Source organism: Bacillus sp. ISL-78 (assembly GCF_018613455.1).
Taxonomy (GTDB): Bacteria; Bacillota; Bacilli; order Bacillales; family DSM-1321; genus Peribacillus; species Peribacillus frigoritolerans.
In genome coordinates, this window is sequence record NZ_JAGGQC010000008.1 from 1 (window position 1) to 25,113 (window position 25,113).

A 25,113-nucleotide genomic window follows, 5' to 3' on the forward strand; every position below is an offset into this window, starting at 1 on the left:
CTTCTTATTATCTAGTTTTGAAGGAACAACGTTCCTTTTATGTTTGGTGGCGATAGCGAAGAGGTCACACCCGTTCCCATTCCGAACACGGCAGTTAAGCTCTTCAGCGCCGATGGTAGTTGGGGGTTTCCCCCTGTGAGAGTAGGACGCCGCCAAGCAATGTTTATCACATCAATTAGGATTCATAAACCCGTATAAACAGGTTCAAATCCTATCTACGCATCTAAACCTTAGGATTATCCTAAGGTTTTTTTGTATAAATTCCACAATTCGTTGGAAAGGCTTATTAATAGCATGATTTTGGTAGGGGGCTTCTCGAATGACCAGTAAAGAAGAAATCCTGGACAATAAACAAATTCTTCATTCTTTTGGGAAATGGTTAATGGGTCAAAATAAATCCGATGGTACGATTAAAACCTATGTGGGAGTCATCTCCCAGTTTCTTCAATGGTTTAAAGATGAGGCGGAAGAGATTGAAAAATTCCACGTCCAAACCTATTTAGACGATATGGAACAGTCAAACAAGAGTGGAGGAACGATTGAAAAACATTATTCAGCCATTACCATGTTTTCCAGGTTCCTTGATAAACCCGAAATCGTCCTCAACATCGATCGTAAAGCAAAGGAAAAGAAAGAAGATCCACCAAAAGCCCTGAACATGCATGAGCAAGCTGCTCTCCTAAAAGAAATCGAGGCCTCTGGGCATTTCAGGAATATTGCTATTGTCTACACAATGATTCATACGGGTATCCGGGTATCCGAACTTTGTGATTTGAACCATAGTGACATTCAAAAAGAGGGAGAAAGGCAATATATCCTCATTCGGGATTCAAAAGGTGATATAGACAGGAAGATTCCACTCTCCATGACTGCTAGTGAAAAGATCAAGGCATACAAGGAATTTTTAAATATGGAAACGGAAGCCATCTTCATATCCAGTGTGAATCAACGCATAACGCCAAGGTCCGTGCAATATATGTTGACTAAATATAATACGACTCCCCATAGGCTTCGGAATACGTTTTGCCAAACATTAATCGATAAGGGGATAGACCTTCAAACCGTTTCAAAATTGATGGGGCATAAAGATTTGAACATGACCAAACGTTATATAGGAGAAGGAAAAGAAGAATTGGAATCAGCCATTGAAAATACTTTTGATAATTTGTAGGATTGGGAATACTTAACGATATACAAGAAGTTTTCCTTCATAAGTTCCAATAGCACGGGGAATTTAATGCTGATGATTTAAAAATAGCATTTCTTTTATAGTTGTAGGCCTTTTAAAGGACAGATTAAAATGACTAGGAATTTTTAAGGCAAGATCTCTTTTGGTGAATGCCACCCAAAACAACCCTTTGGTAGCCAAGAGGGTTAATTAGAAGGAATTTATTCTTTACCTAGGGTAGACTAGAAAACATCATTGGACTTCTTATTCTACAATTTAGGGTTGCAGGGTAGTTTCTCTTAGTAGTTTCTCGGCTTCAATTATACAAGCACCCTTGTCATGTAGGTATTCAAGTGAGATACTCCTTTTTAATGCTGTTTGTTCAATTAATCTAATTTCATGCTGCATAGCACCAGACAAGATTCCATTTTCAATGTTCTTATTTATTTCATAATAAAATCCTGCCAATAATTCTAACGGTAATTCATCGTAAAGGGAACTTTTTTTGATCTTCATAAAGTACCTCCTCATTCTACAATAAAACTAGCATACATATTTGTACTAAAAACATAAGAGATCTTAAGGGGGGGCTTTTAAGCTAGGGAAACCCTGAATTTGATCGAATACAGAGTTTTTTTGTATTTGAATAATATGATTGATGAATCACTGTTTCCTATTCGGAAGAAGCTATTCTTTCTATGTACTGTTCCGGGTATTGGCCCCACCTACGCCAGATACTATGACGGCCACGCATGCCATCCAACCTATTATCATCATAAAAGAAAGCGCTTACATTGTCAAGAATTTCATTTGGAAATTCGAGCAAAAACCTCTTGGTATGATAAAAGGGTGACAGGCTGATAGGATGAAGGGGCTAAAATTAAAAAAATCAGCAGATTTATTATTTTAATAATATCCAAAAAAGAAAATGTTGTATTTCACAAAAATGGTTGAGCGCCGTTTAAAGCTAAAAAATTTCCGAAATGGTCTGTATAGCATTGTTACACCCGTTCGTAAAAGTTAGAAAAACATTTACGAACGCTTTTGATAGAATAAGAGAGAGAAAAGTAGATGAAGGAGTAAAAAAATGGATGTCCGTAAATTTGGATACATAAGAATGAGTAGCAAAGATCAAAATGAAGGACGACAACTTCAGGCCATGTTGGATAATGTTCTTAAAGAACGTGATATCTAGGTCTTTACAGGATGGTCCGATCGATTGAACCAGTTGTGTGGCTTTGATGATTCTTGGATTCAGCGGTGGCAAAAAAGTCTACGAACGCGCAAAATCTAAAAATCCAGGAATGGAAAGGGAGCTATAGATTTTTTATTTAACCGTAGGTCAATAAAATTCGAAAAGCCCATCCAGCTAAGGATGGGCTTTTCGAATTTTATAATCAACCATGGAGAAAGTCTATATCACGATTTGTGAGTAGGTATAATCTATAATATGGTAAAAATCATCTTTTCAATATCGTTAGAAAAGAGCTGAGTTTGTTTAAATTCAAAAATGAATTATGGGCATTTCGATGAATCCCCAATAGAAAGGCATTTTTTGTGAATAAAATTCATTAATGAATTGTCTGATCTTAATAATAAGCGACTTTACATTAAATTGGGACTTGGCATGCAAGTTGCATAATATTAGTTATAAATCAAACATGCACGATATGAAATTCGTTTATGTGCGGAGGGATGAATGGTGCGAAAAATGATAAATAAACCATGGGAGCAATGGTATGTTGAAAGAATGAAATCTATGAAGCTACCGGAAATATCCGTCTATTCACTGCTTGATATAACAGCGAGTAGGTTTCCACACCATACAGCCATCATTTATGAAGACCAGTCCATGGATTATAAGAATCTGAAAATGCAGGTAGACAAACTTGCAGGTAAATGGAGAGAAATGGGCTTTGTTAAAGGTGAACGGATTGGACTGATGATGGCCAACCACCCTTATTTCATAATCAGTTATTATGCTGCCCAGGCACTGGGTCTGTTGGTTGTACAAATTAATCCCATGTACAAACCGCGGGAACTATTGCAAATATTAATAGACTCGGATACCAAGAATATTGTATTTGACCAAACGGCCGCAAAGACGATCGAAGAAACGAGAGCGATATATGAATTTGATGTATGCATTGATACGGAAAATGATCCAAATGGCTCCTATTCTCTTAAAACGATGATTGAAACCGGGGATGCGATTAAGAAGCCCGTAGTGATAATCCCGCATGAAGATACGGCAGTCATCCAATATACTGGCGGCACCACTGGGAAGATGAAAGGTGTCATGCTTACTCACCATAATTTAACCTCCAATGTCGTGCAGAGCTTTGAAATGTATGGTGATTCCCTGAAACCTGGCGAAGAAATCGTTTTGGCAGCTACGCCTCTTTACCATGTTTATGCCATGACAAGTGCAATGAATCTAGGTATCTATATTGGAGCTGCCATCCTCTTATTTCCTAAATTCGAACTTGAAGATGTACTTGCAAAAATAAAAAAGTATCGTCCGACTTTCTTTCCAGGAGTTCCAAAGATGTATAACGCTTTCGTCAATCACCCAGGAATTGAAAACTATGGACTGAATTGTTTAAAAAGTTGTTCTTGTGGATCGGCGCCCCTGCCGGTTGAAGTAATAAAGCGATTTGAGGGGCTGACCGGTGCCAAAATAGGAGAGGGTTTCGGTTTGTCTGAGGCTTCACCTTCCACTCATCGTAATCCGCCTTTCGGAAAAAGGAAAATAGGAAGCATTGGCATCCCTTTTCCAGGCACGGACTGTATGATCATAGACGATGAAAATAATGAAGTGCCTAACACATGCGTCGGGGAGTTGCTCATAAAAGGCCCGCAAATCATGAAGGGTTATTGGAATAACGAAGCCGAAACCAAAAAGGCCTTACAGAATGATTGGCTATATACTGGCGATCTTGCTGTGATGGATGACGAAGGATATTTCTATATCGTCGGCAGGAAAAAAGAAATGATCATCGTCGGGGGATTCAATATTTACCCGCAGGAGGTAGAAGGGGTTCTGTATGAACATCCGGCCATTAAAGAGGCAGCTGTGGTTGGCATCCCACATAAAGAAAAAGGAGAAATAGTGAAAGCATTCATCGTACCTAAAGAAAGCGCTTCTGTGGATCTTGAAGAAATAGAAGGATATTGCTATTCCCAATTGACGCCTTATAAAGTACCGAAAGTATTTGAATTAAAAAAAGAACTTCCGCGAAATACAGTGGGTAAACTCTTAAAAAGACTGTTAGTTAAGGAGGAATTAGAAAAGGGTTGAAAGAGGGCTAAGTTGAACCTTACGTTGGATGGTATGCCAGTTTGTAAACGAAAATAATGAAGAGGAGGGATTCATATGCGTTGGGTTGTTCTCATTCTATTATTCTTTGGAGCCGTCATCAATTTTGCAGATAAATCGATCGTGGGCCTTGCAGCTGTTCCCATCATGAAGGAATTCAATCTTACCTATGCAGAGTGGGGTCTTGTTGGAAGCAGTTATTATTGGCTCTACCCAGTAACAGGGATTTTTGGGGCAGCATGGGCTGATCGGCTGGGGGCTAAAAAAGTGCTGGGGTTCATCATGCTGACATGGACCGTCTTGCAATTCGGCGTTTTAGCCATCACCGCTCTTCCGTTATTAATTCTATACAGGATTTTACTTGGCGCATTCGAAGGGCCTTATAGCCCGATTGCTTACAGTCATGCCGATAAGTGGTTTCCGCCGAAGCTCAAAGGTTTTGCCAATTCGGTGGTTGTTGGCGGAGGGACCGTTGGTGCGATGATCGTGGCACCGATCCTCGTATCCTTAATTACGATATTCGGCTGGAAGGTTGCCTTTGCCGCCCTTGGTGCAGCAAGCCTTGTTTGGTTCTTCCTCTTTCAATTTTTAACAAAGGAAAATCCGGTTGAAGTATATGAAAACGTCCAAAAGAAAAAGAAACAAAAACTGGAGAAAATAAAAGTGAAAGACTTTCTACTGCTATTGGCTTCACCAACTGCTTTGTTTACTACGCTCGCTTATTTTTCAACTTATATTTTAGTTGTTTGGTTTTCTGTTTGGCTCCCTATTTATTTAGTGGAAGCCGTAAAAATGACTCCAGGTCAAATGGGAACCAGCGTTGCGATAATCGGAGTCGTTTCCGTATGTATTTATATGGGTGTTTCGATGGCGTCCGATCATTTATTCAAGAAGAATCAGAATTGGCGATCATCAAGGGTATTCGTCGTTGCGGGCGCCATGATTCTTGGTGCATTGTTCTTTTCCTCAATCATGATATTTCAAAATCCAATCTGGGTGATAGTCGCCATGTGTTTAGCAAAGGGTCTTACATACGCCATTTTACCAATCGGACCAACGATCATGATCAATGAAATGCAGGAGCGGGGGGGACTGATGACAAGCATCTTAACATCATCAGGAAATCTAGCGGGCATTGTTGCACCTCTATTAACTGGCTATATCATAAGTCTAGCTGGAGGAAATCAACTATTGGGTTATAACCTATCGATATTGTTCATGGCCATCCTTGTCCTGGCTTTTGGCATCCTGTTTGCCATATTCGTTAAGCCGGCCGGGAAACTTAAAAATAAAAGTTCTGATAATTTTGACCTTAAATCCTCATAAGCAGGGTCAAACCTGCTTACATTCAATGAAACTAGTAGAGAAGGAATGCCTTCAAATAATGGAGTGAATAAAAGGAAAAGGAGCGGATGGGACATGAATAGAGAAGCAGTCATAGTTTCTGCAGTTCGAACAGCGATTGGAAAACAAGGAGGTGCACTTGCATCTGTTCCTGCCCACGTATTTGGGGCAGAAGTAATGAAGGAAGCCTTAAGACGAGCGAATGTAGAACCTCGTATGGTAGATGATGTAATCATGGGGAATGTGTTAAGCGGGGGTGGAAACATTGCCAGGTTAACTGCACTGGAAACGGGCCTCTCGATTCATCTTCCGGGACTGACTGTCGACCGTCAATGCGGCTCGGGAATAAATGCTGTCAACTTGGCTGCACAAGCGATCCGGGCTGGCGAAGGCGATGTCTATATCGCCGGTGGGGTCGAGAGCATGAGCAGGGCGCCATACTTGATGGACCGACCGGAAAAACCATACAGTGCAAAACCCCCACAGTTCAGAAAGTCCAGGTTGTCCCCTAAAGAGATTGGCGATCCCCCGATGGGAATCACGGCTGAAAACTTAGCGGGAAAATATGAGGTCAGCAGGGAAGAACAAGATGCCTTTGCTCTACAAAGCCAAAAAAATATGGCCAGAGCCGTGGAAGAGGGCCGGTTCAATGAACAAATTGTGCCTATCCACATTCCCGTCAGAAAAGGTGACGATATCGAATTTAATTTGGATGAACATCCACGACCGCAAATAACGAAAGAAGGGCTAGCCAAATTATCGCCTGCATTTCTGGAAGGCGGGTCCGTGACTGCAGGCAATAGTTCGGGATTGAATGATGCCGCTTCAGCATTGGTCATCATGTCGAGGGAAAAAGCGATGGAATTGGGGATTAAGCCTTTAGCGACGATCAGGGCACAGGCAGTTGCAGGGGTAGATCCAAATTATATGGGAATAGGACCTGTTCCCGCAATAAGAAAAATAATGGAGAAATCAGGACTTTCCTTAAATGAAATGGACATCATTGAGATTAATGAAGCATTCGCCGCTCAAGTCATTGCTTGTAATCGGGAGCTTGATATGAATCTAGCAAAAGTGAATGTGAACGGGGGAGCCATTGCACATGGACACCCACTAGGTGCGACGGGTGCCATCCTCATTACGAAAGCGGTTCATGAATTGAAGCGTTCTGCCGGAAGGTTCGCCCTTATTACAGCTTGCATTGGAGGCGGACAGGGAATTGCTACGATAATTGAACGTGAAGGCTGACTTTATGTGTGTGTTTACAAAGGACAATCAATTTAGCACAGCATTCAGACCTAAAGGGCCTGCTTGTCGATGGCTACTATATATGAACAGAACTAAGGAGGAATAAACTAAATGACAATCACTTTAACCAAGGAAATGCAGCAAATGAAGGAAATGATCCGTAATTTTGTTGAAAGGGAAGTGGAGCCCTTCGCCATACAAATTGAAGAAGAAGATGCCATCCCGGGACATTTGGTGGAAAAAGCAAAAGACCTTGGCTTATTCGGGATAAGCATTCCCGAACAATACGGTGGAATTGGCTTAAATGCGGTGGGAAAAGCGACCGTTTTAGAGCAGTTAGGAAGGACCCATAATGGTTTCGTTTCATTAATAAGCGCTCACACCGGGATTGGCAGTACAGGTCTGGTTAAGCTGGCATCCGAACATTTGAAAAATAAATACTTGCCTGAAATGGCAGCAGGCACGAAAATTGGCGCCTTTGCTTTATCTGAACCCGGAGCGGGATCGGATGCAACCAATTTGGCAACGAGTGCAGAAAAGAAGGGTGATTACTGGGTGATGAACGGGACGAAACATTTCATCACGAATGGGCCGATAGCTGATGTTTATACCGTATTCGCATTAACGGATAAAGATAAAGGGGCAAAGGGAGGGATTACCGCTTTTTTAGTGGAAAGAGACTTTCCTGGTTTGACTGTCGGCAAAAAGGACAAAAAAATGGGATTAAGAGGATCATATACCTCACAGGTCATTTTTGAAGATTGTATCATACCTGAAGAAAATGTAATCGGCGAAGTTGGAATGGGATATATTTCTGCACTTAAAATTTTAGGTGAAGGGCGAGTAGGATTGGCTGCAAGAGCAGTGGGTTCAAGTGGTAAATTAATTGAATTATCAGCCAAATATGCCAAAGAGCGCATCCAATTCGGTAAACCGATCGCTGACAACCAAGCGATTCAATGGATGCTTGCTGATATGGCAACCGAAACGGAAGCTGCAAGAGCATTGACGATGATGGCGGCACAAAAGATTGATGAAGGAAAAAAAGTGATCAAGGAAGCTTCAATGGCCAAACTGTTCGCTTCTGACGTTTTTAATCGGGTGGCGGATAAAGCGGTACAAATTCATGGCGGGATGGGATATATGGCTGAATATCCAGTGGAACGTTTTTATCGGGATGCCCGCATAACGAAGATCTATGAAGGAACGAATGAAATCCAACGTTTAATCATTGCAAGAAATGTTTTGGAAGAGTGCTGAATGTTTACTGTTTTATTCGGGCAGGTAGTCTTTTGTCCAAGTATCTGGAGTTTCAAAGGAGAGGAACGAAATGGGAGAAGATATCGTGATCGTGAGTGCTGTACGTACACCAATTGGTAGGTACGGTGGAGCATTTAAAGAGATTAGTTCCGGTCATTTGGCTAGCATTGCCATTAAAGAAGCGATCAAGCGGGCAAATATTGCAGCGGAACAAGTGGATGAAGTCATTTTCGGGGAGGTTAGGCAAACGACCGAATCCTCGAATGTCGCGAGGGTGGCAGCATTGCGTTCAGGGATTCCCGATTCTGCACCGGCTTTTACGGTAAACCGGTTATGTGCATCTGGAATGCAGGCCATCACCTCAGCTGCACAGCAGATAAGCTCAGGTCAAGCAAATATAGTCGTTGCCGGGGGGACGGAAAGCATGAGCCGGGCACCGCTTTATTTAAGAAGTGCCCGTTTTGGGGGAGACAGGACCCAACTAGTTGATTCTAATACTGAAGCAGGGCAGCAGCCTCAAGAAATTTATGGGAAAAGTTTGGGGATGGGAATCACCGCTGAAAATGTCGCGCAGCGATACAACATTTCCAGGGAAGAACAAGATGCCTTTTCAGTGGAAAGTCAACGAAGAGCGGCGCAAGCTATGGAAGAAGGAAGGTTCAAAGATGAAATCGTTCCTGTCCAGGTCTCTGACAGGAAGGGTACGGTTATCATTGAAACGGATGAATATCCACGCCCTGACACCACAATGGAAAAGCTTGCAAGCTTAAAACCGGCATTCAGGGAAAACGGAACCGTCACTGCCGGTAATGCTTGTGGACGTAATGACGGGGCAGCTGCATTGGTGTTAATGAAGGCCAGTGAAGCAAAACGGTTGCAAGTACAGCCGATAGCAAAGATCGTCGATTGGGCGACTGCCGGAGTTTCTCCTGAAGTGATGGGAATTGGTCCAGTACCAGCGGTTGGAAAACTTATGGAGCGCACCGGGAAGAAAGTTGAAGAAATTGGGCTTTTCGAATTAAATGAAGCGTTCGCTTCACAAGCATTGGCAGTAATCAGGGATTTATCGCTAGATGAAAACAAGGTGAATGTAAACGGAGGCGCCATTGCACTTGGGCACCCAGTCGGATCGACAGGCGCAAGGATCGTGGCAACGCTAATACATGAACTGATTCGCAGGAAAGAAAAATATGGAGTTGCTACACTTTGTGTAGGCGGCGGCCAGGGAATGGCGATCATGATTGAAACGATATAGTCCAACGATAAAGGAGCGGAAACCCCATACGTTTCTGCTCCTTTCCGTAATTTGAATCGCGCATAAGTGAGGGGGAGGAAGATTGCCTGTTGAAGTGGAGGATATTCGGAATCAATTCGAAAGTAGTGCATTCTTTTCGCATATTGGGTTTGAAATCATTCGGTTTGAAGAAGGTAATGTAACGATAAAGCTAAACATTGAAGAACATCTACTTAATGTCAATGGAACACTGCACGGGGGCATTCATGCCACCATGCTGGATACCATCCTAGGAATGGTGACTCGTTCCGTTACCAAGTCTAAAGTCGTGACGACAAGTTTAACAGTACATTATTTAGCCAGCATATCAAGCGGGGAACTATTTGCGGAAGCAAAAGTCCTGCAAAAAGGATACAAAATTGCCTTTACTGAAGGAGAAATAAAAGATGCTGAAGGCAACATCATTGCTAAGGGCACAGGAATTTTTAAAATCATTCGCGATAAATGAGGCAAGGATGATCAAATTGGCTGACAAGTGACTATGCTCCATTTTAGTAGTAAAGAATGAGGTGTGAAAAAATTGACTCGAACTTGGCATCGATTTTATCCGAAAGAAACCCCAGCAGAAATTGACATTCCAGTATTGTCCTTATATGGACTCCTTGAACGTTCAGCCCGACTTTACCCAACCTGCAAGGCCGTAATAGATGGGGATCGGGAAATGACATATATGGAATTAAAGGATGCCGCAGATCGTTTTGCTGTGAATTTAGACAACCGTGGATTTCAAAAAGACGATCGTATAGCAATCATGCTGCCAAATTGTCTAGAATATATCATTGCCTATTATGCCACCCATCGTTTGGGAGGTATGGTCGTTCAAGTGAACCCACTGTATAAGTCGATTGAATTGGACTATATATTACGGGATTCCGGAGCCAATTGGTTCATTGGGCGGGAGGTACAACGGGAAATATTAGCGCTAACAAGTTTTTCTGAAAGGTTAACGTTCATATCTGCCGAGCGATTAATGGAAACTGGAGCGGATTTATCAAGGAAAGATAAGGAACTTCCTGTTCTGGACATCGACCCAAAGGAAGCTGTGGCTGTTCTTCAATATACAGGGGGAACTACAGGGAAATCAAAAGGGGTCATGCTCACGCATTTTAATTTGATCTCGAATGTATTTCAAGATTTTGCTTTCACGGCTAATGCCCTTCAACTCCAAAGTCCTGGCGAACGGATGCTTGGATTGACCCCATTATTCCATGTCTTTGGTAATGGACGATTGAATAGTGCCATATATGCCGGATCAACTTATATCACATTAGAGAAATTTGAAATAAATAAGGTGGTAGATTTGATTCGAACACATCGGCCAACCATTTTTCCTGGTGTCCCGACCATGTATATTGCTTTATTGAATCACCCGGATTTGACGGCGGACGATTTATGCTGCTTTAAGTACTGCAGCTGTGGTTCTGCGCCGCTCCCGATAGAAATCATTCAACAGTTCGAAAAAAAATTACGGATTACAATATTAGAAGGATTCGGGATGTCGGAAACTTCCCCCACTACCCACCGTAATCCAGTCATAGGACAGCAAAAACAAGGAAGTATCGGAATTCCATATCCAAATACCGATGCTAAAATCGTCGATTTGAAAACAGGCGTTGATGAATTGCCAGCAGGAGAAAGAGGCGAACTGATCATTAAAGGCCCGCAAGTAATGAAGGGATATTGGGAAAATCCAGAGGAAACGGCAACAGCTTTGCGGGAAGGGTGGCTTTACACGGGAGATATAGCTACGATGGATGAAGAGGGATATTTTTATATCGTAGGCAGGAAGAAAGATATGATCATTGCAAGCGGTTATAATGTATATCCAATCGAAGTCGAAGATATTATTTATCAGCATCCATCCGTAAAAGAGACATGTGTATATGGAGTCCCGGATTCATACCGTGGGGAAACGGTAAAAGCGGCCATAGTTTTAAAGAAAGGCAAGTCAGTCACGGAGCAGGAAATCAGGGAGTTTTGCGTGCAGCGACTTGCCAGATATAAAGTGCCGCGAAGCTTTGAGTTCAGGGAGCAATTGCCAAAATCAGCTGTCGGGAAAATATTGCGCAGAATATTAATGGAGGAAGGAACACAAAGCCCTACTGCCGGGGGGAGATAAGCATATCAGTTATCGCAAGGGAGCTCAGTTGAAACCCTAAATAAGGGAAACCTTTATTCGAGGTTCCCCTTATTTAGGGTTTATAGACGAAATCTACTTTCCTTTTAGGGGAATTTCAAATGAAGTCCCATCCACCAATAATTCATGAGACTCACCATCCGCTATATCATCGGTAGTGAAAGAAAAGGAATCGAGCCGTTCGAAGTTTTCCTCTGGATCAACCAATAAACCAATTGTGCCTTTTCTCAATTCTCCTGGTCTGATCGACTTACTTTTTTTGTCCCCATAAAAGTATCCCCGGAATGGATGAAATTTTTAGAAGGCACCTCATATGTAAGATCATCATTGAAAGTAACATTTTCCATGCTGAAGAACTGAAGTTCCTTCGAATCTTTATTTTCAACAGAATAAGTTATCTCTAGATAAGAAACCTCTTCATCGATATCCGTTTTAGACAACGCCGCCTGTTGATCGATTTCCTCCATGGATAAATTCTCTTTATAATATATCGAATAGGCCTCTTCAAAACTCAATCCCGTATAGGACTTGGTTCCTCTTTTACTTCATCTGTGAGTGAAGATAATTGAATCCTGCGGATATCCTTGACTGTGATGACCATCGGTGCCAATTCAAAAGCCTCATTAATAGACTTCGTTTCTAGTAATCTGAAGGTTCCCCAATTTTTTTGGCGAACCTTATCCCCGACTTTTTCAAGATGGATCCCGCCATATTCATCAACCTCAGGAATTTTGGAATCCTTGGCTTCCGCATTTTCCCCTTTTTCAGTTTTATCGCTCTTGAAATAATTTAAGGCAATCACACTTAAACAAATAAGCAATAATCCAACCATTGCTGAAATGACCCAACTTTTACGAATACTTCATCACTCCTTGTCTTTAACCATTGGTGTCAAAGAATAATATACCATTTTTTTTGAAAAAGAAGGAAAGGGGAGTGACTGAAGATTGATCCTTTTGATTACTAGAACAAGTTCCGTGTTCATCCAAATGTTTCGAAGTCTGTCCATGATAATGATTTCTCAGCTACAGTACAAGCCGATTTATAAAAGAGTCATATCATATTTATAACGAAGGGGAAATCTGAAAAACTGAGAATATGCTTTTAATCTTTTATAGTTTTCTCATCCCTGGAGACCTCTCTAGTAACAAATTTAAAAAAAGGAGACGTTTAGGGAATGTTGTGGCCAATTAACAATGGTAAGGAAAGGTTACATCAGCCGAATAAAAGTGCAATGCTGTCCATGAAAGAGATAAAAGCCATTGAGTCCTGGATATCTCAAATTGGGATATTCCAAATTTATATAACCGCTGGACAATTAGTATCTACCGCCAGAAAAACGCTAAAGTTCAAGTATAAAATCATTGGTCATGGATTTAACCGGGTCGTCTATGATTTAAATAATGGCTATATTTTAAAAATTGCATTGTCACAAGTAGGACTAATAAGCAGTGCAAATGAAGCTTATATATATAATAACTGTAATGAGGAAGTCAAAAAGTATTTATGTCCGGTTAAGGAGTATGGGACGGGCTGGATAATCATGAAGAAGGTGGACACGAAAGTGCCGTTTGCAATCAATGAATATACGAAACTGATTAAGTTGGAATTAAAATTCCTGAGGCACGGTATTATCCCAATAGATTTGCGTTTAGATAACGTCGGATATAACGAGAATGATGAAATGGTCGTCATTGATTACGGTCTATTCACCATGGATCTTAAAAGCCCCGTGCTGCGATGGCTTGTTTGATGAGGTGTCTCCAAAGAAAATATAAAATTGATTTACAATGAGGTGATTAGGCGAAGCGGTGAATCTTGTGCTCTCTTGATTTTATCGAATTGTCTAAATGAAACAAGCATGTTACGAAGGGCTTTTTTGTGCAACATGCTTTTTTTATGGTTTAAAGGATCATAACTGATGAAACAACGCTTGCCACTTTTTTATCATTTTGAAATAAATCTGCAAGTACATAAGCTGTTTTTTTTCCGATTCGGTCTACTTTTGCTTCAACTTGTACGTCTCCTAATCTTACTGGTCGATGAAAGGTAGTATGTAAATCAATGGATGCAAAGGATTGTCCAATGCTTAATTTAGATGATATCGCATAAGCCATCATAATATCTGCTGCAGAAGTGACAAATCCACCCATTGCTACACCAATTCCGTTAATGAACTTTTCATCTACTTTCCATACACCCCTCGCAATTCCATCCTGGGCATAATTTGCTTCAATCTGTAACGTTAGATCACAATTCGGAGGTTGTTTCCCCTCTGTAATAACCTGTAAAAGCTCGTTTCCTTTGGATGGTTCCCCCATTAAAATACCCCCTAGAATAAGTTGAAACTACAGAATATTCTAACATATATCTTGGTATCAATGAAGTTATTGATTTACAAATAAAGTAATTAGAGATTCGAACCAATAAATGTAATTTGGTGGTGGATTTGATTTCCACTCTAGGCACTCGCTTTCCGCGGGCGGTCTGTGGAGCCTACTCGGCTTCCGCCTGCAGGGTCTCCCCTAGACACGTTTTGCCCGCAGGAGTCTCGTACCTTCCGTTCCAATCAACTTTGTTTTATTTAGAATCCTTTTGTCTACAAACTAGATAATTTTTGTTTGCCGATAGTCTTTTTTTGGGGTTTATAAATTGGGAACGGTGATTTCCACTTCAGGCACTCGCTTTCCGCGGGCGGGCGGGAGCCTCCTCGGCGAGCCTGCGGGGTCTCCCATGCCACGCTTTTCCCGCAGGAGTCACGTACCTTTCGTTCCAATCAACTTTGTTTTATTTAGAATCCTTTTGTCTACAAACTAGATGATTTTTGTTTGCCGATAGTCTTTTTTTTAGGTTTATAAATTGGGAACGTTGATTTCCACTTCAGGCACTCGCTTTCCGCGGGCGGGCGGGAGCCTCCTCGGCGAGCCTGCGGGGTCTCCCATGCCACGCTTTTCCCGCAGGAGTCACGTACCTTTCGTTCCAATCAACTTTGTTTTATTTAGATAGAATCCTTTTGTCTACAAACTAGATAATTTTTGTTTGCCGACAGTCTTTTTTTGTGGGTTTATAAAATGGGAACGTTGATTTCCACTTCAGGCACTCGCTTTCCGCGGGCGGGCGGGAGCCTCCTCGGCGAGCCTTCGGGGTCTCCCATGCCACGCTTTTCCCGCAGGAGTCACGTACCTTCCGTTCCAATCAACTGTGTGTTTTAAAAGAAAAAACTGTAGGCAGGTCTCATCACGAACCATGTTTAAGATCTGTTTATATTTCATGTTTTTTCCTGTACTCCTTAATGGATGGAAGAAATTTACGATACTCCTTTCAAAAAACTGGTTAGCTTATATTCCACAAGCGCTTGTGCCGAGGAGGCTTGGCAGGCAGTCGGCGGAAAGGGAGCGGATTTCTTGAATTAGCTGGAATGTTTTCTAGAAAAAACTACAGTCTGAGCTTACACCGAATTATGTTTGAGACCAGTTTATCCTTTAAGTTTTTTTCACCTATATTCCTCATTGGATGGAAGAAAATTGCGACACTCCTGCCGAAATACTGTCTAGCCTAGAGCCCACAGGCGCTCGTGCCGAGGAGGCTTGGCAGCAGTCGGCGGAAAGGGAGCTGATTTCTGGAATCACCGGGAATATTATTTTATAAAAAGCCGTAGGGAAGTTGAAGTTAATAATTATCAAAAAAATCAAAAACTTCTTCTTTTTCTAATTAAATTGTGATAGTGTATAAAAAATAGAAGTATTACCTTCATCATAATTTCAAAAAGAAGTATTTGATTCATCAGAGAGGAGTGATATGGTGGAACATCTTCCATTTAAATTATTAGTAAAAGAAAAATTTGACCATTTATCCGCAGGTCAAAAAAAAGTTGCCGCTTATCTGATTGAAAATTTGGATGAAGCCGCCTTTAAAACGGCATTTCAAATTGGTAGGGAAGCGGAGGTTAGTGAAACAACGGTCATTCGGTTTTCGTATTCTTTGGGGTTTGAAGGGTTTAGTAAAATGCAGTCGAGGATTCAAAAACAGCTGCTGCACCAAAATCAAATAGACTTATCCAATACTGATTCCATTCTCCGCATTGATGACAAGCAAGATCCCTTTACAAAAGTGATAGAAAACGAAGTACATATTTTAAGACATCTATTAGATCATACGAACGTTCAGGATATATGGAAAGCAGTCGATGTTCTGATCCAGGCTGACCAAATATTGATTGCTGGGCATCGGATTTCCCATGCCGCCGCCTATTGGTTCTCCTATACGCTAAGTTCATTAAGGGAAAATGTAAGTTTATGTTCTCCTACTGGAGACTTCTATGAAAAGTTTTGTAATCTCACAAATAAGTCTGCATTAGTTGTTTTTTCCTTTCCCAGATATGCAAATGAAACATTAAAAGTTGCTGAGTGTGCCAAAGAACAAGGAGTTTGTTTAATTTCAGTTACAGACCGCCTTCTGTCACCAGTTGGACGCATCTCCGATATTTCACTGACAACTGAAGAAAACGCAGAAACCGGAACCAATTCAATCGCTTCCGTTATTAGCTTATTGGACTTGGTCATTGCAGGCATCCATCAAAAAGACGAAAAACGGATTTATACCCATCAGCAAAAATTAGAAAGGCTATATTCAAGTTATGAGGTGTTTAATGAATGAGTTTTTAATAAAGTTAGAATTCATGTAAAGGAGGAGGTGCAACATTATGGACCCGATTCAATATATTGATCACCATCAAGAATCATTGATGAAGTCCTACCATGACTTGCATTCTTTGGCTGAGCCAAGCTGGCAGGAAGAAAGAACGTCTTGCTATATTTTAAAATGTCTTAGGGAAGCGGGCATAACCGTAAAAACATTTCACGGCCATTATGGAATCATTGCCGAGATCCCAGGCATTTCAAAAAAGGTTGTAGCATTAAGGGCTGATATGGATGCACTTGTTCAGGAAGTGGATGGAGTTGTTAAGGCCAATCATTCATGTGGACACGACGCACATAGCACAATGGTTTTATATACAGCGTTGGGCATTGCCTCCAGCGGAATTCGGCCTAAGCACACTCTCCGATTTATATTTCAGCCTGCAGAAGAAAAAGGGGAAGGCGCTCTTCAAATGATCAATGATGGCGCGTTGGAGAATGTTACATATTTATTCGGGGTACATGTAAGACCAAGTATGGAGGTTCCTTATATGAAGGCTTCCCCCGTCATTGTCCATGGCTCAGCCGAAACAATAAGGGGTACAATCAAAGGCCTTCAGGCGCATGCATCCCGGCCGCAAGATGGAATAAATGTAATTGAGGCAGCAGCTTTGCTTGTCCAAAAATTACAGCAGATTAATCTGGAAACCGAATTTCCTTATTCCATCAAAATGACTCAATTTGAAACAAACAATAAAGCATCAAACGTCATCCCGGAAACAGCTGTCTTTGCTATTGATGCTAGAGCACAGTCAAATGATGTAATGAATGAATTAAATCGCTTAACAAAGGAAGCTTTTGAACAGTCAATGGAACAAACTGAAACATCGATTTCCTGGTCTGCGGAAGAATTTGTCCCAGCTGCGACCTTGAATGAAAAGGCGATAAAGCTGGCTGAGGCCGCAATTAGAGATATCCTAGGGATGGAAAATGTCGTTCCAGTCTGTGTTTCTCAAGGAGGCGAGGATTTTCATTTTTATACTGCCGAAAATCCTGATATAACAGCAACCATGATAGGGTTAGGCTGCGATCTAACGCCTGGTCTGCACCATCCGGATATGAAGTTTAATTTACAAGCACTTATTTATGGAACGAAAATTTTAATTAACACAGTCATGATGGCGGCAGAAGAGTAAAATTTGTTACTTAAAAAATTAATGAAGGGGTGTTTTATGGAAAATACGGCACAAACATCACAAACCGGGGGCCAAACAGCAGCTGATGAAAAACAACTGGAGCGAAAACTCAAACCAAGGCATCTATCGATGATTGCAATCGGCGGCACCATTGGAACAGGACTATTTTTGGCAAGCGGTTCCATTATTCATACTGCGGGTCCTGGAGGAGCTGTGGCTGCTTATATAATTGCCGGGATCATGGTTTACTTTCTGATGACAAGCTTAGCCGAAATGGCTGCCCTTATTCCTATTACAGGTTCTTTTAGTACCTATACATCAAGGTTTGTCGATCCTGCATTGGGATTTGCGATCGGATGGAACTATTGGTATAACAATGCAATCGTAGTCGCACTGGAATTAGCGGCTTCCTCCCTGATAATGAAATATTGGCTTCCTTCCGTTCCGGGCATCATTTGGAGCGCATTATTTCTTGCACTCATATTTGGCCTTAATATTTTATCGGTAAAAGGGTATGGAGAATCAGAATTCTGGTTTGCCATTATAAAGGTTTTGACGATTATCATTTTTATTGCAGTAGGTTTATTAATGATTGTTGAAATCATGGGAGGGGATGCCGTTGGTTTTGAAAATATCACCAAAGGGGAGGCACCGTTTAAAGGAGGCTTTTTATCTATTATAAGTGTCTTTATGGTGGTGGGATTTGCCTTTCAAGGTACCGAGTTAGTAGGAATTGCGGCCGGCGAGAGTGAAAACCCGAGAAAAAATATACCAAAGGCCATTAAGCAAATCTTCTGGAGACTGCTCTTGTTTTATGTATTGGCGATAATTGTGATTGGATTCTTAATAAGCTATAATGATCCGCGTTTGTTAAGCTCGGATATTGAAGATATTGCGGTAAGTCCCTTCACTCTAGTTTTTCAAAACGCTGGGCTTGCCATCGCTGCCTCCGTTATGAATGTGGTCATTCTTACTTCCGTTCTTTCTGCAGGCAATTCGGCCATGTACGGAGCTTCTCGGGTGCTTTGGGTGCTGGCGAAAGAAGGCAAAGCCCCTTCGTTTCTAAAAAAAGTGAATTCAGGCGGCATTCCAGTAAACGCTGTGTACTTTTCCACCATCGTTGGGATGGCAGCTTTCCTGACCTCTCTTTTCGGTGAAGGCACGATTTATACTTGGCTATTGAATGCTGCAGGATTATCCGGTTTTTTATCCTGGTTAGGAATTTCGATTACACATTATCGTTTCCGGAAGGCATATATTGCACAAGGTAGAGATTTGAAAGATTTGCCTTATGTATCAAAATGGTATCCATTCGGTCCGATATTAGCGACACTTTTATGTGTGACGGCAATCCTGGGACAAAATTACTCTGCATTTTTCGGTCCTGAGATTGATTGGTATGGAATTTTAATTTCCTATATCGGGCTTCCTTTATTTTTCCTGGCTTTTCTAGGATATAAAATCGTAAAGAGAACAAAAATGACTCCATTGCAGGAGGCCGATTTCAGTAAAGTGGAATAACCTCTTTCTTTAAAAAAGCAGGAAAGCATTTCTTATTAAGAAAGACCATTTACATGATAGCTCCAGTGCCTCGTAACGACATGCCGTCAGCTGTGGACTACCTTGTCATCTTATGTTGTAAATAAGGGCACTTATGCTATACCAAGGAGGTTGACCATGACAAAATTACAGGAAATTGTAATTCGTTCTATTCATGGAATTGAAGAACTAGAGGACGTAAGAAAGCTAGAGTCCAGCATTTGGGGAGAAACCGACTCAATCCCCACACACCAAACCCTGACAGCCGTGAAAAACGGCGGTTTGGTTATAGGAGCTTATTGCGAAGGAAAGCTGATTGGATTTCAATACAGCTTTCCGGGATTCAATGGGCAATCAGCCTATCTTTGTTCACATATACTAGGCATAGATGAGCAATTTCGCAACAAAGGTATAGGCGAGAAGTTAAAGTTAGCGCAACGTGAGGAAGCGCTAAAGCTTGGCTATTCGCTTATTACATGGACATACGATCCTTTGGAAAGTGTTAATGGGTATTTAAATATAGCCAAGCTCGGTGGGGTATGCTCCACATATATAGCAAACTGCTATGGTGAAATGGAAGATCTTTTAAACAGCGGAATTCCTTCTGACCGCTTTCTTGTCGAATGGCATATTGATAAAAAAGAAACAACGGATTCTAGTGGAGGGGGAATGCCGCTGGACTTCATGATGGAAAACTCGCTTATTCAATGGGATACCATTGAAAAGGGATTGCCTGTTCCATCGTTCACTCGCCCGCTGCCTGAGCATGAATGTGAAACAGCTTTCGTGGCCATTCCAAAGGACTTCCGAACAATAAGAGTCACGAATATTCAGGCGGCCAATGAATGGCGGATGAAAACCAGGGACATTTTTACCGGATTATTTCAGCAAGGATGGCAGGTAACAGATTTTATGAAGAATTCCATGACGGAAATTCCCGTTCAGTTTTATGTGCTATCAAGGAAGTGAACTAGGAAGAATATATATAATGTTTAGTGATTTCAGGCTGTGTAAGCCTATTAATAAAAAATTTGTAAGACTGTGTCCATTAACAGTTTTATCACAAAAGGAGAATTTCTAAGTGAAAATTAAACAAGTTATTCTAAGGCATCTTAAGCTAGACTTGCTCGAACCTTTTACAACTAGCTTTGGGACGGAATACGATAGGGATTTTATCCTTGTGGAAGCCATAAGCGAGGATGGCATTTCCGGTTGGGCTGAATCGGTTGCGATGCTCGACCCCCTGTATAATGAAGAGACCTTAAAAACAAACTGGCATATACTAGAAGACTATCTAATTCCAATAATCCTAAAAAATGAAATCAAGCATCCTGATGAAATTTCCGAAAAATATTTCACCCATATTCGCGGAAATTATATGGCAAAAGCCGCTTTAGAGGGTGCCGTTTGGGATTTGTATGCTAAAAAGAAAGGTGCTTCTCTTTCAAATGTGTTAGGTGGAACAAAAAAGAAAATTGAAGTGGGGGTAAGCATCGGCATAAAGGATTCGATCGATTCGACCCTGGATATAATTGAAGCCCGTCTCGGTGAAGGCTATAAACGTTTTAAACTAAAAATCAAACCGGGCTGGGATGTTGAATTAATAGACAAGGTACGAAAAGTATATCCTGAAATCCCGCTCATGGCCGATGCAAATTCAGCTTATACCTTAAAAGATATAGACCGGTTATCCGCCTTGGATGATTTTAATTTAATGATGATTGAGCAGCCTCTTGCCTATAATGATATCATTGACCATGCAGATTTACAGTCAAGGTTAAAAACCCCTATTTGCCTGGATGAAAGCATACACTCATTAGAAGATGCCAGGAAAGCTATTAAATTGGGCAGCTGTAAAATTATTAATATCAAGATTGGCCGTGTCGGAGGTTTGACTGAATCTAAGAAAATCCATGATTTATGCCTAGAACATGGCATTCCGCTTTGGTGTGGGGGGATGCTGGAATCAGGCATTGGAAGAGCTCATAATATTGCAATCACTTCACTGCCGAACTTCACTCTTCCCGGTGATACCGCAGCTTCCTCCCTCTATTGGGCAGAAGATATCACTGACCCTGAAGTTACAGTGGAAAACGGAATGATCAGTGTTCCAGAATTGCCTGGAATCGGCTATGAACCAAGCATGGAAAAAATCAATAAGTATACTATACACAGTCAAATCTATCATTTAAGTGAAAATGTTGCTAGAAACGCCTAGAGTGCTACTAGATTATATAAAGGCATGATTCCCGAAAAAGGGAGCATGCCTTTTTTATTTATAATCCATTTTCCATTTAAAATATATTGTAATTCGACTTTGTGCCATGTATGGTGTTATGAAATGCAGATTAGCTTTTCTTATATCCTTTAAAAAGTTATCATAATAGAGTCTTTATACATTGTATATATACACATTTATGATACAAAACTGCATGTATAGAAAAAAGGGGTGAGGCGATGCGAAATTTACATACTATCTGTGCCGTAATAACCGTCTACCTTTTCTTTTTTAGCTGTTTCTTTCCTTCAGCAGTCCATTCGGAAGCCCAAAAAGTGATACGGGTTGCTGGGGATAATAACTTTCCACCTTTTGAATACTTGAGCGATTCTGGTGTTTATACCGGTTTTAATGTGGATATAATGAACGCCATTTCTATCGAGACTGGCATTAGGTTCGAATACTATCCCATGCCGTGGAACGAGGCTGTACAAGCTATGCGCTCTGGAAAAGTGGATGCGATTCAAGGCATGAAGTACAACCAAGAACGTGAAGGGATTTATGATTTTTCAGCTCCGTATTTCACAAGTTCACAAGGGATTTTTGTGTTGAAAGATAATATGTTTATCCGAAAAATCGAAGATCTTAAAGGCCGGAAAGTAGCTGTACAAAAAGGAGATGTTGCAAGCGGCCTATTAAGTAAAGTCGACCGTTTGAAATTGGTGGAAACTAATAATCAACAAGAAGCCGTTCAGTCGCTGATCGACGGTAAAGTGGATGCTTTCATTGGAAATCGGATTACGGGTCAATATTTTCTGCAGAAAAATGAGCAGCAATCACTCATTAAGATTGTCGGTGAGCCACTTGGCACCACAAAATATGCTGTAGCCGTGATGCCGAAAAATAAAGAGTTGCTGACACTATTCAATCAGGCAATTTCTCAAATCAAGAAAGATGGAACGTATGAAAAGATAGAGAAAAAGTGGTTCGGCGAATATATCCTGCCAAATACTCAACGGCTACGTAAAACGCTGTTGTATTTGGAAATTGGTCTTATTCTTACCTTCATTGTGATTTCTCTCATCTTATGGTGGAATCTCAGCCTTAAACGAGAAGTGGCTAAGCGAACCGAGCAAATTGAGCACGTGAATAAAGACTTGGAAGAGAAGATGCTGCTTCTTGAGGAAAACATCAACTTTCAGCAGCAAGTATTAAACAGTGCCTACAGTTCGCTTATTACACTGAATCAGCAAGGTCTTGTATCGATGATTAATGTTAGGGCCATGGAATATTTGGGGGTGGACGGTAATGTTGTTGGAAAACGTTTTCAGGATCTGCCAACTGCCCATTTCATCCCGGAAAAGGAAATTAAGGCTGCATTAGAGAAAAAGAGAGTTTTCTTGCAAAAGGAAACGGTATGGTCTCATTATGCGGGCAAAAAAAGGCATATAACTTACAGCATGTATCCAATTCAGACTATTGGGGGAGAAAGTGTAGGTGCGGTATTGAATTTTTTCGATAGTACGGAACAAAAACAACTGGAGAGAAAAGTGGCTCAGGATGACCGATTGCGTTCATTGGGTCAACTCGTGGCGGGTATCGCTCATGAAATAAGAAATCCGTTAACATCGATCCTTACCTATACGCAATTGCTGCCGAAAAAATTTGCAAGCGCAGATTTTCGAACGTTCTTTTCCGAACAGGTCACTAGTGAAATTACCCGACTTAATACATTGGTTAACGATTTGCTCGATTATGCCCGCCCTAAAAAATCAGAGCCTGTCACATTTTCGCTGAATGAGGCCATGGCAGGGATTGAGCTATTGCTTAAGCCGAAAATCAAAGAAAAAAACCTGAGCATTGTTCGAGAGTTCGCTGGAGACATTCAGGCAACTGCAGATACACAGCAGATCAAACAAGTACTGGTGAACGTCATTCTCAATGCCATACAGGCGTCCAATACAGGGGGAACCCTTATTTTTCGGGCATATTATCGGGATATGTTCACCGTCGTTGAAATCGAGGATGAAGGGATCGGCATTTCGGAAGAAGACATTGATAAGATCTTTGAACCGTTTTACACCAGGAAACCCAACGGGGTCGGGCTAGGGCTTTCTATTACGTATCAGCTTGTCAAAGAAAACGATGGCATTATCGAGACAAGAAGTGAAGTAGGAAAGGGAACAGTAGTGACCATTTGTATACAGCATTCATACAGAAAGGATGAAGACGATGTACGATATCATGATTATTGATGATGAGCCAACCATTTGTCAGTCACTTACGTTTGCATTGGAAGACCAGTATCACGTTTATTCGTTTACAGACCCACGTGAAGCGCTTCCGCTTTTCGAAAGAGCAGAAATCGCCATCGTTTTGCTGGATTTAAAAATCGGGGGATATAATGGAATGGAAGTGTTAGAAGAAATCAAACGCCTCTCCCCCTCGACTGTTGTCATTATGATGACGGCCTACGGCACCATTCCTTCTTCCGTGGAAGCAATGCGTAAGGGTGCGTTTTCATATGCGACAAAGCCGCTTCATATTGATGAATTGGAAGTGCTGATGCAAAAAGCAGAAGAAGTGTACACCCTTCAGTCCAAAGTGAAATGGCTGAGTGAAGAATTGGATAAGGTGGCAGGTGTGAACGGCCTCATTGGTGAAAGCTTGGCCATGCGCAAAATATTCTCCCTCATCGAAAAAGTGAAGGATATCGATTCCAACATTCTCATAGAAGGGGAAAGTGGAACCGGTAAAGAAGTCGTCGCCAGAACCATCCATAATCAAAGCAAGCGCAGAAACAAAAAGTTTCAGGCTATTAATTGTGCCGCCATTCCGACTCACCTGTTGGAATCAGAATTATTTGGATATGAAAAGGGCGCATTTACAGGGGCGACACAGCGAAAATATGGACTTTTTGTGCTGGCGGAAGGAGGTACAATATTTCTTGACGAAATCGGTGAGATGGATTTGGCGCTGCAGGGGAAAATTTTGCGTGTTCTACAAGAGAGAAAGGTAATGCCCGTTGGCGGGATAGAAGAAGTCAGCATCGATGTCCGGATCATTGCAGCGACAAACAGAGACTTGGTTAAAGAAGTAAAAGAGAATAGATTTCGTGAAGATTTATATTACAGATTAAATGTGATTCCGATTCACCTTCCGGCTTTACGTGAACGAAAAGAGGATATTCCTTTGCTGTTGGAATTTTTCATTGCAAAAATCGGTGATCGAATGGGAAAACCTGTAGAAGGAATTTCCCATGGAAGCGTTACAGCTTTTACAGCAATATGACTTTCCAGGAAATATTCGTGAACTGCAGAACGTGATTGAAAGAGCAATAGCGCTTACGAATGATTCTTACATACAGAAAGACGATTTACCTTCCGACATCCAAAAAAGCTCGCGCCCATTTTTCGGGAATACCCTAATCCCCGTATATGTCGGCGAACCGCTTGAAGATATCGAAAAAAGAGTGATTCTTCATAACCTTGCCGCTTTTAACGGTCATCAAAGGAAGACAGCGCAAACAATTGGCATCGGGGAGAGGACATTGCGGGACAAGTTGAAGAAATATCGGGAAGAAAAGTAGGCGGAAATTGCCGAGCGGCAATTTTCGCCTACTTTTTATTTTGAAAAAATCTGAATTTTCCACTGTTTTTAAGACAATGGACCTGGCATGAAACTTGCTTAATAAAATTGTAGTAAAACCATTAAGCAGAATGGAGGGAACATAGATATACAACATAATGGTCT

Annotated in this window: 23 protein-coding genes, 1 rRNA gene and 1 pseudogene; 20 read left to right on the top strand and 5 right to left on the bottom strand. The window is 41.3% G+C overall.

Annotated elements, in window-relative coordinates:
• The first annotated feature begins 42 nt into the window (after window positions 1-42).
• Window positions 43-158 (top strand): 5S ribosomal RNA (gene rrf, locus J7I96_RS09910).
• A gap of 161 nt (window positions 159-319) precedes the next feature.
• On the top strand, window positions 320-1,171 hold the full coding sequence (locus J7I96_RS09915; RefSeq protein ID WP_214767421.1) for a tyrosine-type recombinase/integrase: 852 nt from the start codon (window positions 320-322) through the stop codon (window positions 1,169-1,171).
• Window positions 1,172-1,444: 273 nt separating this feature from the next.
• Here J7I96_RS09915 and J7I96_RS09920 read toward each other — a convergent pair whose 3' ends face one another.
• On the bottom strand, window positions 1,445-1,684 hold the full coding sequence (locus J7I96_RS09920) for a hypothetical protein (protein ID WP_096338764.1): 240 nt from the start codon (window positions 1,682-1,684) through the stop codon (window positions 1,445-1,447).
• 571 nt (window positions 1,685-2,255) lie between these two features.
• Here J7I96_RS09920 and J7I96_RS09925 point away from each other — a divergent pair.
• From J7I96_RS09925 to J7I96_RS09960, 8 genes and pseudogenes are all read left to right on the top strand, one after another.
• Window positions 2,256-2,360: pseudogene (locus J7I96_RS09925) on the top strand (recombinase family protein); the annotation flags it as partial.
• 507 nt (window positions 2,361-2,867) lie between these two features.
• Entirely contained in the window at window positions 2,868-4,469 is a 1,602-nt protein-coding gene (locus J7I96_RS09930; RefSeq protein WP_251029141.1) for a long-chain-fatty-acid--CoA ligase, read from the top strand.
• A gap of 75 nt (window positions 4,470-4,544) precedes the next feature.
• Window positions 4,545-5,813 carry an MFS transporter gene (locus J7I96_RS09935; RefSeq protein ID WP_048686008.1) on the top strand — a complete coding sequence of 423 codons (1,269 nt, stop codon included), beginning with the start codon at window positions 4,545-4,547 and terminating at the stop codon, window positions 5,811-5,813.
• A gap of 93 nt (window positions 5,814-5,906) precedes the next feature.
• Window positions 5,907-7,079 (top strand): thiolase family protein, encoded by a 1,173-nt coding sequence (locus tag J7I96_RS09940; RefSeq protein WP_214767427.1) that lies wholly within the window; start codon window positions 5,907-5,909, stop codon window positions 7,077-7,079.
• A gap of 111 nt (window positions 7,080-7,190) precedes the next feature.
• Window positions 7,191-8,339, top strand: a complete 1,149-nt coding sequence (locus tag J7I96_RS09945; protein WP_072272816.1) for an acyl-CoA dehydrogenase family protein — start codon at window positions 7,191-7,193, stop codon at window positions 8,337-8,339.
• 70 nt (window positions 8,340-8,409) lie between these two features.
• Window positions 8,410-9,594 carry a thiolase family protein gene (locus tag J7I96_RS09950; RefSeq protein WP_214767430.1) on the top strand — a complete coding sequence of 395 codons (1,185 nt, stop codon included), beginning with the start codon at window positions 8,410-8,412 and terminating at the stop codon, window positions 9,592-9,594.
• A gap of 82 nt (window positions 9,595-9,676) precedes the next feature.
• Complete coding sequence (locus J7I96_RS09955; protein WP_063576637.1) at window positions 9,677-10,081, top strand: PaaI family thioesterase; 405 nt, start codon at window positions 9,677-9,679, stop codon at window positions 10,079-10,081.
• 63 nt (window positions 10,082-10,144) lie between these two features.
• Window positions 10,145-11,752, top strand: a complete 1,608-nt coding sequence (locus J7I96_RS09960) for a long-chain-fatty-acid--CoA ligase (RefSeq protein WP_214767432.1) — start codon at window positions 10,145-10,147, stop codon at window positions 11,750-11,752.
• A 93-nt stretch (window positions 11,753-11,845) separates the two neighbouring features.
• Here the strand turns inward: J7I96_RS09960 and J7I96_RS09965 are convergent, their stop codons facing one another.
• From J7I96_RS09965 to J7I96_RS09975, 3 genes are read right to left on the bottom strand one after another with little or no spacing between them, the layout of a single operon-like run.
• The gene (locus J7I96_RS09965) at window positions 11,846-12,001 is read right to left on the bottom strand and encodes a hypothetical protein (protein ID WP_214767435.1); all 156 of its coding nucleotides are present in this window, start codon (window positions 11,999-12,001) and stop codon (window positions 11,846-11,848) included.
• On the bottom strand, window positions 11,998-12,237 hold the full coding sequence (locus J7I96_RS09970; RefSeq protein ID WP_214767438.1) for a hypothetical protein: 240 nt from the start codon (window positions 12,235-12,237) through the stop codon (window positions 11,998-12,000). The genes J7I96_RS09965 and J7I96_RS09970 overlap by 4 nt, the downstream gene beginning before the upstream one ends.
• 44 nt (window positions 12,238-12,281) lie before the next feature.
• Window positions 12,282-12,602 (bottom strand): hypothetical protein, encoded by a 321-nt coding sequence (locus J7I96_RS09975; RefSeq protein ID WP_214767441.1) that lies wholly within the window; start codon window positions 12,600-12,602, stop codon window positions 12,282-12,284.
• A gap of 345 nt (window positions 12,603-12,947) precedes the next feature.
• On the opposite strand from J7I96_RS09975, the gene J7I96_RS09980 reads away from it, so the two are divergent.
• Window positions 12,948-13,523 carry a hypothetical protein gene (locus J7I96_RS09980; protein WP_214767443.1) on the top strand — a complete coding sequence of 192 codons (576 nt, stop codon included), beginning with the start codon at window positions 12,948-12,950 and terminating at the stop codon, window positions 13,521-13,523.
• Window positions 13,524-13,674: 151 nt separating this feature from the next.
• On the opposite strand, the gene J7I96_RS09985 is transcribed toward J7I96_RS09980, so the two are convergent.
• Entirely contained in the window at window positions 13,675-14,091 is a 417-nt protein-coding gene (locus tag J7I96_RS09985) for a PaaI family thioesterase (protein ID WP_034312878.1), read from the bottom strand.
• Window positions 14,092-15,357: 1,266 nt separating this feature from the next.
• Between J7I96_RS09985 and J7I96_RS28400 the strand changes: the two genes are divergently transcribed.
• The 9 genes from J7I96_RS28400 (at window position 15,358) to J7I96_RS28595 (ending at window position 24,949) form a co-directional block, all read left to right on the top strand.
• On the top strand, window positions 15,358-15,492 hold the full coding sequence (locus J7I96_RS28400; protein ID WP_285289393.1) for a hypothetical protein: 135 nt from the start codon (window positions 15,358-15,360) through the stop codon (window positions 15,490-15,492).
• A gap of 76 nt (window positions 15,493-15,568) precedes the next feature.
• Complete coding sequence (locus J7I96_RS09990) at window positions 15,569-16,426, top strand: MurR/RpiR family transcriptional regulator (protein ID WP_251025021.1); 858 nt, start codon at window positions 15,569-15,571, stop codon at window positions 16,424-16,426.
• Window positions 16,427-16,472: 46 nt separating this feature from the next.
• Window positions 16,473-17,603: an amidohydrolase gene (locus J7I96_RS09995; RefSeq protein WP_214767446.1), complete on the top strand. Its 1,131-nt coding sequence runs from the start codon at window positions 16,473-16,475 to the stop codon at window positions 17,601-17,603.
• A 36-nt stretch (window positions 17,604-17,639) separates the two neighbouring features.
• The gene (locus tag J7I96_RS10000; RefSeq protein ID WP_251029142.1) at window positions 17,640-19,124 is read left to right on the top strand and encodes an amino acid permease; all 1,485 of its coding nucleotides are present in this window, start codon (window positions 17,640-17,642) and stop codon (window positions 19,122-19,124) included.
• 156 nt (window positions 19,125-19,280) lie between these two features.
• On the top strand, window positions 19,281-20,111 hold the full coding sequence (locus J7I96_RS10005) for a GNAT family N-acetyltransferase (RefSeq protein WP_214767449.1): 831 nt from the start codon (window positions 19,281-19,283) through the stop codon (window positions 20,109-20,111).
• A gap of 112 nt (window positions 20,112-20,223) precedes the next feature.
• Window positions 20,224-21,360, top strand: coding sequence for an o-succinylbenzoate synthase (gene menC, locus J7I96_RS10010; RefSeq protein WP_214923937.1), 1,137 nt, complete (start codon window positions 20,224-20,226; stop codon window positions 21,358-21,360).
• A gap of 239 nt (window positions 21,361-21,599) precedes the next feature.
• Complete coding sequence (locus J7I96_RS10015) at window positions 21,600-23,615, top strand: transporter substrate-binding domain-containing protein (protein ID WP_214767454.1); 2,016 nt, start codon at window positions 21,600-21,602, stop codon at window positions 23,613-23,615.
• Window positions 23,593-24,651, top strand: coding sequence for a sigma-54-dependent transcriptional regulator (locus tag J7I96_RS10020; protein WP_311315216.1), 1,059 nt, complete (start codon window positions 23,593-23,595; stop codon window positions 24,649-24,651). Before J7I96_RS10015 ends, J7I96_RS10020 begins: the two co-directional genes overlap by 23 nt.
• A complete protein-coding gene (locus J7I96_RS28595) occupies window positions 24,620-24,949 on the top strand; it encodes an AAA-type ATPase lid domain-containing protein (protein WP_311315215.1) in 330 nt (109 codons plus the stop codon). Before J7I96_RS10020 ends, J7I96_RS28595 begins: the two co-directional genes overlap by 32 nt.
• Window positions 24,950-25,113 lie beyond the last annotated feature (164 nt).

What these genes read in the sequence shown, in the direction of transcription:
- J7I96_RS28595 (WP_311315215.1), top strand. Translation starts at nt 24,620, where the DNA reads ATGGAAGCGTTACAGCTTTTACAGCAATATGACTTTCCAGGAAATATT.
- J7I96_RS10015 (WP_214767454.1), top strand. Translation starts at nt 21,600, where the DNA reads ATGCGAAATTTACATACTATCTGTGCCGTAATAACCGTCTACCTTTTC.
- J7I96_RS09915 (WP_214767421.1), top strand. Translation starts at nt 320, where the DNA reads ATGACCAGTAAAGAAGAAATCCTGGACAATAAACAAATTCTTCATTCT.
- J7I96_RS09945 (WP_072272816.1), top strand. Translation starts at nt 7,191, where the DNA reads ATGACAATCACTTTAACCAAGGAAATGCAGCAAATGAAGGAAATGATC.
- J7I96_RS09950 (WP_214767430.1), top strand. Translation starts at nt 8,410, where the DNA reads ATGGGAGAAGATATCGTGATCGTGAGTGCTGTACGTACACCAATTGGT.
- J7I96_RS10000 (WP_251029142.1), top strand. Translation starts at nt 17,640, where the DNA reads ATGGAAAATACGGCACAAACATCACAAACCGGGGGCCAAACAGCAGCT.
- J7I96_RS09970 (WP_214767438.1), bottom strand. Translation starts at nt 12,237, where the DNA reads ATGGAGGAAATCGATCAACAGGCGGCGTTGTCTAAAACGGATATCGAT.
- J7I96_RS09920 (WP_096338764.1), bottom strand. Translation starts at nt 1,684, where the DNA reads ATGAAGATCAAAAAAAGTTCCCTTTACGATGAATTACCGTTAGAATTA.
- J7I96_RS09940 (WP_214767427.1), top strand. Translation starts at nt 5,907, where the DNA reads ATGAATAGAGAAGCAGTCATAGTTTCTGCAGTTCGAACAGCGATTGGA.
- J7I96_RS09990 (WP_251025021.1), top strand. Translation starts at nt 15,569, where the DNA reads ATGGTGGAACATCTTCCATTTAAATTATTAGTAAAAGAAAAATTTGAC.
- J7I96_RS09980 (WP_214767443.1), top strand. Translation starts at nt 12,948, where the DNA reads ATGTTGTGGCCAATTAACAATGGTAAGGAAAGGTTACATCAGCCGAAT.
- J7I96_RS09985 (WP_034312878.1), bottom strand. Translation starts at nt 14,091, where the DNA reads ATGGGGGAACCATCCAAAGGAAACGAGCTTTTACAGGTTATTACAGAG.
- J7I96_RS09930 (WP_251029141.1), top strand. Translation starts at nt 2,868, where the DNA reads ATGGTGCGAAAAATGATAAATAAACCATGGGAGCAATGGTATGTTGAA.
- J7I96_RS09995 (WP_214767446.1), top strand. Translation starts at nt 16,473, where the DNA reads ATGGACCCGATTCAATATATTGATCACCATCAAGAATCATTGATGAAG.
- J7I96_RS09975 (WP_214767441.1), bottom strand. Translation starts at nt 12,602, where the DNA reads ATGGTTGGATTATTGCTTATTTGTTTAAGTGTGATTGCCTTAAATTAT.
- J7I96_RS10005 (WP_214767449.1), top strand. Translation starts at nt 19,281, where the DNA reads ATGACAAAATTACAGGAAATTGTAATTCGTTCTATTCATGGAATTGAA.
- J7I96_RS10020 (WP_311315216.1), top strand. Translation starts at nt 23,593, where the DNA reads ATGTACGATATCATGATTATTGATGATGAGCCAACCATTTGTCAGTCA.
- J7I96_RS09935 (WP_048686008.1), top strand. Translation starts at nt 4,545, where the DNA reads ATGCGTTGGGTTGTTCTCATTCTATTATTCTTTGGAGCCGTCATCAAT.